8 protein-coding genes are annotated in these 14,524 nt (G+C 37.9%); 6 read left to right on the top strand and 2 right to left on the bottom strand.

What is annotated here, in order from left to right:
• The first annotated feature begins 2 nt into the window (after window positions 1-2).
• The gene (locus tag FVQ77_02740) at window positions 3-326 is read left to right on the top strand and encodes a T9SS type A sorting domain-containing protein (protein MBW8049259.1); all 324 of its coding nucleotides are present in this window, start codon (window positions 3-5) and stop codon (window positions 324-326) included.
• A gap of 10 nt (window positions 327-336) precedes the next feature.
• Here FVQ77_02740 and FVQ77_02735 read toward each other — a convergent pair whose 3' ends face one another.
• Window positions 337-693: a hypothetical protein gene (locus FVQ77_02735; protein MBW8049258.1), complete on the bottom strand. Its 357-nt coding sequence runs from the start codon at window positions 691-693 to the stop codon at window positions 337-339.
• The gene (locus tag FVQ77_02730; GenBank protein MBW8049257.1) at window positions 680-2,017 is read right to left on the bottom strand and encodes a dihydroorotase; all 1,338 of its coding nucleotides are present in this window, start codon (window positions 2,015-2,017) and stop codon (window positions 680-682) included. Before FVQ77_02730 ends, FVQ77_02735 begins: the two co-directional genes overlap by 14 nt.
• A 228-nt stretch (window positions 2,018-2,245) precedes the next feature.
• On the opposite strand from FVQ77_02730, the gene FVQ77_02725 reads away from it, so the two are divergent.
• The 5 genes from FVQ77_02725 to FVQ77_02705 all read left to right on the top strand — a co-directional run bounded on the left by FVQ77_02725 (window position 2,246) and on the right by FVQ77_02705 (window position 14,369).
• Window positions 2,246-3,577 (top strand): signal recognition particle protein, encoded by a 1,332-nt coding sequence (locus FVQ77_02725; GenBank protein MBW8049256.1) that lies wholly within the window; start codon window positions 2,246-2,248, stop codon window positions 3,575-3,577.
• A 146-nt stretch (window positions 3,578-3,723) separates the two neighbouring features.
• Entirely contained in the window at window positions 3,724-5,925 is a 2,202-nt protein-coding gene (locus FVQ77_02720) for a sulfatase-like hydrolase/transferase (GenBank protein ID MBW8049255.1), read from the top strand.
• A 120-nt stretch (window positions 5,926-6,045) separates the two neighbouring features.
• Window positions 6,046-8,604, top strand: coding sequence for a WD40 repeat domain-containing protein (locus tag FVQ77_02715; GenBank protein MBW8049254.1), 2,559 nt, complete (start codon window positions 6,046-6,048; stop codon window positions 8,602-8,604).
• Between the two features lie 87 nt (window positions 8,605-8,691).
• Window positions 8,692-12,717 carry a hypothetical protein gene (locus FVQ77_02710; protein MBW8049253.1) on the top strand — a complete coding sequence of 1,342 codons (4,026 nt, stop codon included), beginning with the start codon at window positions 8,692-8,694 and terminating at the stop codon, window positions 12,715-12,717.
• Between the two features lie 62 nt (window positions 12,718-12,779).
• Window positions 12,780-14,369, top strand: coding sequence for a M28 family peptidase (locus FVQ77_02705; GenBank protein ID MBW8049252.1), 1,590 nt, complete (start codon window positions 12,780-12,782; stop codon window positions 14,367-14,369).
• Window positions 14,370-14,524 lie beyond the last annotated feature (155 nt).

The raw sequence follows: 14,524 nt of genomic DNA, 5'->3' as shown, positions 1-14,524 counted from the left end.
TAATCGTTAATATTGGCGGCACAGGCATAAACGAAAATCAACCGGAAAGTATAGGGATAAACATTTATCCCAATCCATATACAGGTGAGACTCAGATAAACTATACTTTAACGGAAAAAGCAGATGTTATCTTAGAAGTTTACAATATACATGGTAAAATGGTACAACCGCTGGCTAATGAAATGCAAAGCGTTGGGAATTATCAGTATAGTTTCAGCGCCAGGCAGGTTGGTTATTCATCCGGAGTTTATATACTTAAATTGACTGTAAACGACCGCGAAGGGAACTCAGGTAAGGTTTATACCAGGAAATTGGTAGAATATTAATTCAATTTAGTTAATCCCGGAGTCGTGTAAAAAATGATACATTCAGCAAAAAAGTAGGTCCAAATTCAAAAGTATCACCTTCAATAGTAAGGGTGCGTTGATATATGGGATAACGAAACCCGGGGGTAATGACCAATCTATTTTTGAATAGAAGTGTAGCGCCTATCATTCCGTTAATTGCGTATAATCCTGAATTAGGGTCTTCCTGACCATCCCATTTAGCGCGGCTCATATAAAGATTTGCCAGGTTAGTGCGTACGGTTAACCATTTTAGAACCTGGTAAGCTGCACTGATCCCCGTAGTGGACTCAACAGAGCCAATATAAGAATCTCTATTTTCATAAAAAGGAAATTTATTTATTATCAAACTCAAGTCTCATTCCTTTCCCGGATTCATCGAATTTCCCGTTATCATAGACGAGGTGGCCTGATACGATCGTATGAGTGATACCGGAAGAAAAAAGTTTTCCATCAAAAGGAGACCACCCGCATTTATAGTAAATATTTTCTTTTTTTACTTTCCTGGATGCGTTTAGATCTACGATTACAAGGTCCGCCCAAAATCCTTCACGAATAAAGCCCCTTTTGTCGATATTAAAACAAATTGCCGGTGCATGGCACATTTTTTCCACTATTTTCTCAAGGGTTATTTTTCTCTGTTGATAAAATTCCAGCATAATATTTAATGAATCTTGTATCAGGGGAATTCCCGAAGGCGCATCTTTGTAGTAGTTTTGTTTTTCGTCTATGGTGTGTGGAGCATGGTCGGTAGCGATAATGTCTAACCTGTCATCTAATAATGCTTTGAGTAAAGCCTTTTTGTGTCTTGCTTCTTTAATTGCGGGATTACATTTAATTCGTGTTCCCAGATCATCATAATCACTATTATCAAACCAAAGGTGATGGACACACACTTCTGCTGTAATATTCTTTACTTCGAGTGGAATATTGTTTTCAAAAAGCGCTAATTCCTCTTCTGTTGAAATATGTAATATGTGCAGCCGGGTGCCATATTGTTTTGCTAAGTTTACAGCAAATGAGGAAGATTTGAAACAGGCATCTACACTTCTTATTTCAGGATGGCATTTTACAGGTATGTTTTCCCCGTATTTTTTTTCGTATTTTTTAAGATTCCTTAATATAGTTTTTTCGTCTTCACAATGGGTAGCAATAAGCAATGGGGCTTTATCGAATAGTCTTTTTAAGGTTTTTTCATCATCAACCAGCATATTTCCGGTAGATGAACCCATAAAAATTTTAATGCCGCAGACAGTGGAAGGATCGGTTTTTAGCGCTTCTTCAATATTGTCGTTAGATGTGCCCATGTAGAAGGAATAGTTGGCTAACGATCTCCTGGCAGCAATGTGGTATTTCTCTTCCAGCAGTTGTTGTGTTAAAGCGCGAGGCGTAGTATTGGGCATTTCGAAGTAGCTGGTAACACCTCCGGCTACGGCTGCTTTTGATTCACTATAGATGTCGGCTTTGTGTGTAAGACCGGGTTCCCTGAAATGAACCTGATCGTCAATAATGCCCGGAAGCACGAATTTACCTTCGGCATTGATCGTAATGTCAGCCTTTTCAGCAATTTGCTTATCAATTCTGTGAATGAACCCATCTTTTATTAATAGGTCTGAATTGAATATTTTCCCTTCATTTACTATATTTGCGTTTACGATCAGGATTGTTTTCATTTTTATACTAATAAGCCCGATGCTAATATACGAATAATAAACAACTTAAAAACGAATTAACCTGAATATGGTTAAAAACAGTTAATAGCGGTTAATAATGGTTAATATCGGTTACTTTTTCATATGCTTAATCTTGAAAAAAAAGAGCATATTGCAAAAAAGCAGTGTTTTAAGCAACCGTTGTTAACTGTTGTTAACTGTTGTTAACTGTTATTAACTTTATGTAATATGTTCGAAAACCTATCCACTAAACTCGACCGTGCCATAAAAACTTTAAAAGGCACTGCTACGATCACTGAAATAAACGTAGCGCAAACGGTAAAAGAAATAAGAAGGGCGCTGGTAGAGGCAGACGTTAATTACAAAGTTGCCAAATCAGTATCAGACGCGATCAGAGAAAAAGCGTTAGGGCAGGAAGTTTTAATCGCGGTTTCACCCGGTGAATTGTTGGTCAAAATTGTTAGTGACCAATTGACTGAATTGATGGGAACAACAATGCAGGACATTAATTTAAAAGGAAATCCTGCTGTTGTATTAATTGCCGGCTTACAGGGTTCCGGTAAGACAACCTTTGCTGCCAAACTTGCCAATCACCTCAAAAAACAGGGCAAGCAGATTTTACTCGTTGCTTGCGATATATACAGGCCTGCGGCAATTAAGCAGTTGAATATTTTGGGTGAGCAGGTAGATGTTGAAGTGTATAGTGAACCGGATAGTAAAGACGCTGTTAAGATTGCCAAAAATGCTGTCAAATATGCGAAAACCAACAGTAAAAAAGTTGTTGTGATAGATACTGCCGGACGTTTGGCTATTGATGAAAAAATGATGCAGGAGATCACCCGGATTAAAAAAGCAACTGATCCTACTGAAACCCTTTTCGTTGTAGATGCGATGACTGGTCAGGATGCTGTCAGTACGGCAAAAACATTTAATGAGCAGTTGAATTTTGACGGGGTCGTGCTTACAAAATTAGATGGCGATACGCGTGGAGGAGCTGCTTTATCGATCCGTGCTGTGGTAGAAAAGCCAATAAAATTTATCAGCCATGGTGAGAAACCCGATACGATTGATGTTTTCCATCCCGACAGAATGGCACAGCGAATACTGGGAATGGGGGATGTGGTTTCTTTTGTAGAAAAAACACAGGATGTTTTTGACGAGGAAGAGGCGAGGGTACTTAGTAAGAAGATATACAAAAATCAATTTAATTTGGAAGACATGCTATCCCAATTACAACAGATAAAAAAAATGGGAAATGTAAAAGACCTTATTGGCATGTTGCCGGGCATGGACAAGATAAAAGATACAAAAATTGACGAAGACGCATTCAAGCCCATGGAATCAATAATCAGGTCAATGACAGTTGCAGAAAGACAAATGCCCGATATTATAAATGGAAGCAGACGAAAAAGAATTGCTTCCGGAAGTGGTACAACAGTTCAGCAGATAAATAATTTGCTTAAACAATTTCAAGGCATGAAGAAAATGCTGAAAGCTATGACTAAGACGGGTAAAAAGGGATTACCGGAAAATATTGATCTGTTTCAAAGTAAAAAGTAAGAAATTAGTTTCTGGGTACTGGGTATTGGGTGCTGGGTAATTAGAAAATAAAGTAACATTTGTATACAGAAACCAATACCCAGAACCCAGTACCCAGTACCCAGTACCCAGAACCCAGAACCCAGTAACTGCTCATTAAGATCACAATGGATAGATTAGAATATAAGCTTCATTTAAAACATTGGAATCCCAATACATTGAACCTACACCATTTCTTCTTACCCTTTAAAAGATTTCTTCTGGTAATAGTTTTCTATACCGTTATCCGAATCCTCTTTTACTTATTTAATTTTCATGTATTTGATAACATCCCAGTAAGCGATTTGCTATTATCATTTCTGCACGGAATACGCTTTGATCTGTCAATTCTGATCATCATCAATGCTGTTTTTATATTCTTCTCGGTATTACCTTTTAGATTCAAAGAACACAAAATCTATCAAACAATTTTGAAAACACTTTTCCTGGCCTTAAATATTCCTTTTCTCATTCTTAATTTAATTGACCTGGAGTATTTTAAATTTACAGGCAAAAGAGTAACAGCCGATATAATTAACATTTCAAATGATGTGGTTGATCAACTCCTGCAGCTTTCCATTCATTTTTGGTATATGTCGTTGTTGAGTATCATATTTGCAATACTACTCTTCTTCTTTTATCCAATGCCGACTGCCGACTGCCGACTGCCGACTGCCGACTGCCGACTGGCGGGTCAAGCATCCACTTCCCAGCGCCTGGTATCCGGATTAACAACGGTCATTTTTTATATCCTTTTAATTTCCTTTAGCTTTTTGGCTGTTAGAGGAGGTTTCCAACTAAAACCTTTACGCCTAAACCACGCCTTTGTAATTCCACCCAATATTCTTGGCATCCTGACTTTGAACACACCTTTTACTTTTATTAATACATTTTTTTATGTGGCAGGAGTAGAAAAAGTACACTATTTTAAAAATGATAAAGACGTTCTGGAAATCATTAAAAAACCCTGCCTTGACGAAGGTGAAAGAGACGGGAAACCGGGTGCTGGGGACGACAATAGTCCTTCGTCCTTCGTCTCCCGTTCCCAACATCTGGCACCCGGCAGCACAGATAATATAATCATCATAATCCTTGAAAGTTTTTCCTCAGAATACCTGGGAACCGGAAACTCATACAAGGGCTATACACCTTTTTTAGATTCTCTGGCGCAGGAAGGAATATTTTTTAAAAATAATTTTGCCAATGGCAGAACTTCCATGCAGGCAGTACCTGCAATTATTGCCGGGATACCGGCCCTGATGGATGAGCCGCTGATAACTTCTATTTATCAAACCAATGAAATTTATGGACTGGGAACGATCCTTAAACAGTATGGCTATCAAACCTCTTTCTTTCATGGAGGCATCAATGGCACTATGGGATTTGATATGTTCTCAAAAATTTTAGGGATGGATGATTATTATGGTATGAACGAATATCCTGAAAGTGAAAATGATTATAACGGCAATTGGGGAATTTTTGACGAATCCTTTTTGCAGTTCTTTGCAAAAAAACTTTCACAATATAATCAGCCTTTTTTTTCGGTAATATTCACCTTAAGCTCTCACCAGCCATATACCATACCCAAAAAATATGAAGGAAAATTCCCCAAAGGTGTATTACCAATACATGAAAGTATAGGATATACTGATCATGCGCTAAAAAAATTCTTTGAAACGGTAAAAGCAAAGGCATGGTACAGCAATACACTTTTTATAATAACAGCCGACCATACGCAAAAAAGTTCTGAAAAAGCTTATCAGAATGTAGTAGGGCAATATAGAGTTCCTTTAATTTTGTTTCATCCTAAAAACAAGCTTTCGACCCCAAAACAGTCATTAGGGCAGGGCGCAGGGAGCAGGGAGCAGGGCAAAAAAAGGCCTGTGGGTATGGAACCCCGCCAACTGGCGGGGCTCCCGAGTTACTCGGGACGCTCTGCTAATCAAATCCACTATACAAATAAATGGCAGGTGGGACAAGTAATGGCCGAAATGGGAAGGATCACACAGCATGTTGATATTATGCCAGGCGTACTGGATTATCTTGGGTTCAAAACCGATAAGATCACCTGGTTTGGAAATTCCTTTTTTAATGAAAACTGCAAAGGTTATGCCATCAATTATTCAGCGGAGACATACAGGCTTATCCATAAAGATTATTACATAGAATTGACTACAAATGGTGACAGCCGCCTACTTCATTTTAGCGTTGATACCGTAATGGGATCACTAGACATTAAGAAAAAAGCACTTCAAAAAGAATTAAAAGCATATATTCAATACTTTAATAATGGATTGGTTGAGAATAGTTTGTATAGGTTTACTCCGTGATCCCGCCTGTCCCGATCCTATCAGGGAGTGCTCGGGAACCATGCAATATTTGGGGTAAAGGTTAATCTGTGACTAAAAAATTATTGGTATATTTGCAGATAGTCATATTATTTAATTAAGATGAATATAGAACAAAATGTAGTTGCGAGCACTAATATTCTCTACGATGAAAGTGAGCTTGACAAGATCTCGATACAGCAAATCCTTGATATCAATGAGTTTTTAACCAAGAGTGAACAAGAGATAAACAGGCGAAAAAGACTTAAAAACGCATTTATCATTACTATATCTTCTCTGTGCGTCATTGCAATTTTAGCTTTTATCTGGGCTTTTACCGAAAGGGGTGAGGCATTAAAAAACAAACTACTAATAGAGATCACTTCAAAATCAAACCAGATAGCTACAAAAGCCTATATGTCATTAGAAAAAGACCCCACCCTGGCATTTCGCCTCGCAGAGGAGGCATACAAGATATATCCTACGCCATTGGCAAAGCAGGTAATCATGGCGGCTTATGGTGAGATGCCGTTTTATCAGGTGTTAAAAGAGCATACAGAGGGTCTTAGAAATGCAAAATTTTCACCTGACGGTAAATATATAATTACCGGAGCAAAAGATAATGATTTTAGGTTGTGGGATAATAAAGGTAATTTACTTCATATTTTAAAAGGACACACAGCACCGTTGCCTAATGGAGACGGAACTATCAATTTTTCATTCAATAGCAAATATATCGTAACCGCTTCACGCGATAGCACCGCCCGCCTCTGGGACCTGCAAGGCAACTGCCTCGCCATCATGAAGCACGATAGAGCAGTAAGTTCAGCATGTTTTTCGCCTTACCGTCACAGTCGGAGTCCGACTCCCGGTCGGGCTCCGACTAAACAGTCCTTCGATGGTTACCTCATTCTCACTGCTTCTTCTGACAAAACCGCCCGGCTATGGGACATGGAAAGCAATGAGTTGGTGAGGTTTGAGGGGCATGAGAAAGGGTTGCGATTGGCAAAATTTTCACCCAACGGAAAGTACATTCTTACAGCTTCAGGTGACAAAACAGCGAGGATTTGGGATTTGGAGGGGAAGGAATTGAATATTTTAAATCATAAGGCAACTGTTTATGATGCTGGTTTTTCAAATAATAGTAACTTTATTATTACAGCATCATGGGATAGTACTGCCGGATTATGGGATTTAAAGGGCAAATTATTATCCAGTATAATGATAAAAACAGCTAAGGCTTTTAATGCTATATTTTCCTCTGATGATAAATTTATTTTGATTTCTCATTATGGTGATAATAATTTACACATTTTTGATTTTAAAAGTAAAGATACTAAATTAATAACGACAGGACATACAGCCCATATTTGGTCAATAAAATTTTCACCAGATGGAAAATTTATTGTAACAGCCTCAGATGATGGCACCGCCCGCCTCTGGGACCTGAATGGAACAGAGTTGATGGTGCTCAAAGGACATACCTCTCAGGTTTTATCGGCTAATTTCTCACCTGATGGCAAATATGTTGTTACTGCCTCTGGTGACCAAACTGCCCGCATCTGGAATATCCAGCTAAAGGAAAGCCCTGCATTTAAGGGACATACGGCTTACGTTGTGGATGCTAATTTTTCTCCTGATGGAAAATATATTATTACGGCAGGGTGGGATTATACTGCAAGGTTGTGGGATATTGGCGGAAAATTGTTACAAATTATGAAAGGTCATAATCATTATAGTGTAAATGTTGTAAATTTTTTTCCAAATAGTAAGATATTTGCCTCAACTTCTCAGGAAACTCGTTTATGGAATTTAGAGGGGTTTCAAATCAGCGTGTTTGAAGAACAAACAGGTTTTATAGATAAACTCACTATTTCTCCGGATAATAAATACATTACAACATGGTCTTCAACCAATAATAATGTTTTTCTTTGGGATACAAATGGAATAAAATTGCAGGTATTTGATGATGTTCTTAGCTATAATACTTCTCACAGCTATCAATATATCTCTATTGTTTCTTCTGACAGCTCATTTTATTTATGGGAAAAGAGAATAAAAAATGATTCATTATATTATAAAGAAATAAAAAAAATACACCTGTCAGGTACAGCAATTACCTCGGCAGAATTTTCCCCCGATAATCAATGGATTGTTACTACCTCAGAAGATAGCATCGCCCGGCTGTGGGATTTTAATGATATTAAAAGTACAGCTATAAATCCAATTCAAATATACAAACACCCCTCCAAGGTCACATTCACGCTTTTTTCGCCTGATAGTAGGATGTTTTTAACCATATTACAGAATAATATAGTTTTCATTTGGGATAGAAAAGGGAACTTAAAAGTCATGTTAAAAGGACATTCAGACTCGGTAAACGATGCCAATTTCTCACATGATAGTAAGTTTATAGTTACCGGTTCAAACGACAATACAATACGATTATGGGATTTGGAAGGCAATGAACTTCAATTATTCCCGGGACATAAAGCTGCAGTAACAAAAGTGCAGTTTTCCTCTGACGGCAGCTATATTTTATCTGCTTCAAATGATCATACGGCTCGTTTAATGCCGGTTTCTATAGAAAATGTTTTGCATAAAATTAATGTTGAAAAAGTAAGAGGAACTGTTTTCCAACTTAGTGAAGATGATAAACAAGTTTATGGAATTTACGATTGACGAATTACGGTTTACGAATGATTATGACAATGACAAATGACCATTGAATGACTACTGAATGACAACTATATAACTATCGAATGAACAATGACAAATAATCAGTCAAAAATAATAAATAATAAATCATCAATTCCGGGCCCCTACCCCGGCCCCCGCTCCTTCAACGAAGACGAATCCCTCTACTTCAAAGGCAGAGACCAATATCTGGATGAGATGACCAAAAAGCTTGAAAAACACCACTTCCTGATGGTCACAGGTTCATCAGGTGATGGGAAGTCCTCGCTGATATTTGCGGGATTGGTGGCACATGCAAGAGCCGGTTTTTTAAAAACACGATATACAAATTGGGTTTTTGCACACTTTCGCCCCAAACGTGATCCTTTAAGAAATTTATCGGTTGCAATCAGTACAAAATTGGGCATTAACGATAGTGAAAAAGTGGAACATCAACTCACCCTTGGATTCTCTGCACTGGTTGACCTCTATAAAACCTCTGCTCTGTATAATGAAAAAGGGGGAAAAGGCACCAACCTGCTGATACTTGCAGACCAGTTTGAAGAATTTTTCACCAATGAAGAAAATTACGATACAAATACCGGGGTTGCAACACATCAGGCACAAATGACAGTGCAGTTATTACTGGAAACAGTAAAAATAGCACAGAAAGAAAACATCCCTGTATACGTAGTCTGCACGATGCGCAGTGACTTTTTTGGGAATTGCAATGCTTTTCAGGATTTGCCTGAGATGATTGAACAAAGCCAGAAGTTTCTTGGAAGATTGAGCAAGCAGCACATACTGGAAGCCATAAGCGAACCAGCAAAGCTGGCAGGGATCAAAATCTCAGAGCGATTGCTGCAAATGCTCATGAATGAGATTACCGGTGATGTTGGTACAGATATGCTTCCTATACTTCAGCATTGTCTGTATCAGATATATGAAGTATCCGGCAAAGGTGCGGAAGAGATGGACATGATCCATTATGCAATGGTAGGAGGCTTTCCCAAAGAAAACCTCCCGGAAAAAGACCAGCAGCGGTTTGAGCAGTGGCTGAAAGAACAGCCCGTTAATCTTCAAAATGCATACAAAAACCCTTCGCTTCGCAATGTGCTGGACATCCACGCCAACCGCCTGTACGATACGACTCATGAATATTATAATAAAGTAAGTGGCAGCGACAGGCGCATTACCAAACAAGAAACACAGTATATAATAAAAGTAGCCTTCCAGTGCTTGACCAAGATGGATGAAAACCGTGCGGTACGTAGCCTCATTTCGCTACAGGAAATTATTGAAATGCTTGGCTACAAAAAAGCTGACCGTGAAAAAGTTGCCAGAGTGCTTGATATCTTCCGCATACAGGGCAACACCTTCCTGCGCCCCTTCATCACCAAAGACCCGGCAACGAAAGACCTGCGCCTCACCACTGTTTTAGACATCACCCACGAAGCATTGATGCGTAATTGGAAAAAACTGGAGGAATGGGCATGGGAGGAGCATGAGCGGGTGATCATTTATAGAGACCTTTGTGCACAGTTGGAGAAGTGGCAGAAGAATGAAAAAGCTAAAGAGCATTTGCTCTCTGGTGGTTCGCTGAATTATTTTGAGAAATGGTATGATAGTTTTTATGTTGCCAAGGTTGTGTGGTTGAGGCGGTATGTGGAACCAACAAACCGTCAGGCCGATCTAAGCGATCAAACGGATGATGTCTTTGTGAAGCAGCATCTGGAAGATATTAAGGAATATTTGAGGGCGAGCAGGGAAAATATTAACAGGAAGAGGAAGCTGGCAAAGGTAGTTGTGGCTGTAATTTCTTTGCTATTGTTAATTGCTACCGTTGGGTTTTTCTGGGCAAATATGCAGAAAAACAGGGCTGTACAACTTCAAAATACAATACAAAATATTTCCAGGTCCAATGAACTTGCTACGGAAGCATATATGACTCTAGACGATGATCCAACACTTAGTTTTAGGCTTGCGGAACAAGCCTATAAAATTTATCCAACCAATTTAGCCAAACAGGTGTTAATGTCAGCGTATGCAAGACCTCCTTTTTATAATTCTCTCAGGGGTCATAACCTGGTTGTGAGTGATGTAAACGTTTCATTTGATGGGAAATATGTAGTTACAGCATCTTTTGATCAAACTTTGAGACTATGGAATGGTAAAGGAAATTTATTAAAAATCCTTAAAGGACACAAAGAAAGAATTCATACAGGTAATTTTTCTCCTGATGGAAAATATATTATCTCCGCCTCAGATGATAGCACAGCACGTTTGTGGGATTTAAATGGAAAGTGCTTACAGATAATGAGACATAATAGTAAGGTTCATGCAGCTTATTTTTCTCCAACTAATAACTATATTCTCACAATATATACTAACACAGTAGGGATTTGGGATTTCAAAGGAAATGTAATACATAATTTAAAGGGGCACGAAAAGTACATAAACGATGCCTGTTTTTTTCCTGATGGAAAATACATTGTAACAGCATCGAGGGATAAAACTGCAAAGCTATGGGATATTAAGGGAAATCAATTAACAATATTAAAAGGACATTCGGCAGCTCTAAATTTAGCGAAATTTTCCCCGGATGGAAAACATATATTAACCGCGTCTCATGATGGTACAGCACGCTTGTGGGATCTGCAGGGAAAAGAATTAATTATTTTAAAAGGACACACTGCCGTTATCTATGCTGCTGATTTTTCCCCTGATAGTAAATCTATAGTAACTGCTTTAGCTGACCATTCTTTTAGAATATGGGATATTAATGGAAATTGTTTAAAAGTTGTAAACGGTCATACAGGTGAAATACGAAGAGCTAAATTTTCACCCGATGGAAAAAATATTGTTACAGTTTCAAGTGATCATAAAATTAAAATTTGGGATATGAATGGAGATGAAATATTTTTCTTAAAGAGAAATACATGGAATAATACAGGGGTGAACTTTTTCCCGGATGGAAGTAAATTGGCTGCTTCATCAGCTGACAATACCGCATGTATATGGAATTTACAAATGGAGGAAAACCCCGTACTCAAAGGGCATAAAGCAACTTTATTGGTAGTGAAATTTTCTCCTGATGGTAAATATATTCTAACGGCATCAAGAGATGTCCATACAGCCCGTCTCTGGAACCGAAAAGGTGATCAATTACAGGTTATCAAGAATTATAATCAAAATTTTAGTGGCGAGGGAGCTGATTTTTCTAGTGATAGCAGGTATTTTTTAACTGCAAGTTCTGATAATACCGTAAAGCTATGGGATATCAGTGGAAAATTAATTAAAATTTTAAAAGGTCATATTAAACAGATTTATGTTGTAAAATTTTCTCCGGATGGAAAGTATATTGTTACAACATCGCGGGACAATACTGCCCGGATTTGGGATATTAATGGAGATAGTTTAAAAGTGTTAACAGGCCATACGGAGGCGGTCTCATCCGTTGATTTTTCACCAGATGCAAAGTATTTAGTTACTGCATCTAGGGATAAAACAGCGCGCCTCTGGGATTTAAAGGGAAATTGTTTAAAAACCATGAAAGGTCATAAAGCTATTGTCTGGTATGTAAAATTTTCTCCTGATGGTAAATATATAATAACAGCCTCAAATGATAATACGCTGCGAATTTGGGATAAAGACGGCAATATTTTGCATGTTTTAGAAGGTCATACGTTGGGTGTATTCCGCATAGATATTTCTTATAACAGTAAATATATCGTTTCAGCAGCTGATGATGGTACTGCAAGGGTTTGGGATATGAATGGCAAGGAATTATTGGTTTTAAGACATATTGCAATTGTCAATGATGCCGTATTTTCTCCGGATGGCAATTATATTGCTACTGTTTCTGCTGATAATACTGCAAAGATATGGGATTTGACAGGAAAGGAAATACAGGTGTTCAGAACACATAAAGCGCCAATTTGGAGAATAAACTTCTCTCCGGATGGAAAATACATAAGCACTGCTTCAGTTGATAATACAGCATGTGTCATGCCCGTTTCTGTTGAGGATCTCATTAAAAAGATCAACATTGAAAAAGTAAGAGGAAATGTTTGGGAACTGAGTGAAGATGACAAAAAGATCTATAGACTTATTGAATAATACTTGTAAATATAATATATTTACGGGGATATTAATCGCTTAATACTACTAATTAGAATAAAATGAAACTAAAAAAGAAATTACCATCAGCCTTTTTTTTATTCTTTATTATGGCAGCCATAACCAAGGCACAAAATCAATTGCCTGTTATCAATATTATTTCTGCAGATACCAATACCAACAATACTCAAATTATCATCACCTACGACCTGGCAGATGTAGATTCGGATAGTTTGGAAGTAATATTTAAAGTTTCTGATAATGGAGGGCAAACCTGGCTTGTAAATACTGATAGTGCAACAGGAGATGTTGGTTACCCAATTATTCCTGAGACTGGGAAACAAATTTTCTGGAATTACAACGATACTATCAATAGTTTTTATAAGGTAAAGCTGATAGCCGATGATCTGTTTGAAATAAATATACAAGAATTAGTAGATCAGGTAGATAGCATGAATTTATTGGTTGATCTTACCTTTATACAGGGAATACGGCATTACACAGCCGGCCCGGTTCATATTAAAGAAGTTAAAGACACCATAGAAAGCAGATTTGCAAAATATGGACTCCAGACCAGCAGACAAGAGTTTATTAATTCCGGTGATACGGCTCATAATATCATTGGCAGATTACAGGGCCATGAGGATGAAACCCAAACATATATCGTGGATGCCCATTTCGATGGAATAGCCATAACCCCCGGGGCTGATGATAACGGCTCCGGAGTAGCAGGGTTCCTGGAAGTTTCCCGAATTTTATCTAATTACAATTTCAAGCACACTATTAAGTTTATAGGTTTTGACCTGGAAGAACAATCACCCTATTTATTAGGTAGCTATCAATATGTATTTAACGGTGGCATTGATAGTTTTGAAACGATTCAGGGAGTGATCAACTATGAAATGATCGGTTACTATTCCAATGATCCCTATAGCCAAACGGTACCTGCAGATTTTAATTTGTTGTTCCCCGATCAATACAATGTGCTGGTTGCTGATAGCTTTAGAGGTAACTTTTTAGCCAATGTAGCAAACATCTATTCAGACACATTAAGAGCTAAATTTGATAGCTGTGCAGCAATATATGTACCTGATCTAAAGGTGATCTCAATGGCTTTACCGGGAAATGGGGAAATTGCACCGGATTTCAGAAGAAGCGATCACGCCAGGTTTTGGGACGGGGGGTATAAAGCGCTTATGCTTACAGATGGCGCAGACTTCAGGAACCAAAATTACCATACAGCCAATGATACTTTAGGAGCACTCAATTTTACATTTATGAGCAACGTGATCAAAGCCACAGTTGCAACCATTGCAGCGCTTGCAGGTATTCAGCACATCGCTACCGCTATTAGCGGCATAAATATTCAAACAGGGATCCCTTCCCAAAATCTCCACTCATCAGGTTTTAAAATCAATTTATATCCAAACCCTGCTGAAAATTATATTGAACTAAAAATAGAGTTTTGGAAGACGGATGATCTATCTATTATACTATTAAATAATCATGGTAAAGTATTGTATAAGGACAAGATTAATCTATTTTATGATAATCTAATAAAAATTGAAGTAAAAGATTTAAAGCCAGGGTTGTATTTTTTAAAATTGAGCGACAAAACTGATTCTTTAGTTAAGAAATTGATTATTGAGTAGAGAAATAGAGACCACGAATTTCACTAATTAATTTTGAGTAATTAGTGGCTGTCTATAATGTCAAAAATATTCGTTAATGAAAATCCAAAGTTTCAACATTAAGTTGGCAGTCGGCAGTCGGCAGTCGGCAAATTTGCTGACTGCCGACTGTGGAC

It is taken from the genome of Cytophagales bacterium (assembly GCA_019456305.1).
In the GTDB taxonomy this organism is placed as follows: Bacteria; Bacteroidota; Bacteroidia; order Cytophagales; family VRUD01; genus VRUD01.
This window is presented reverse-complemented; position numbering and strand designations above follow the sequence as displayed.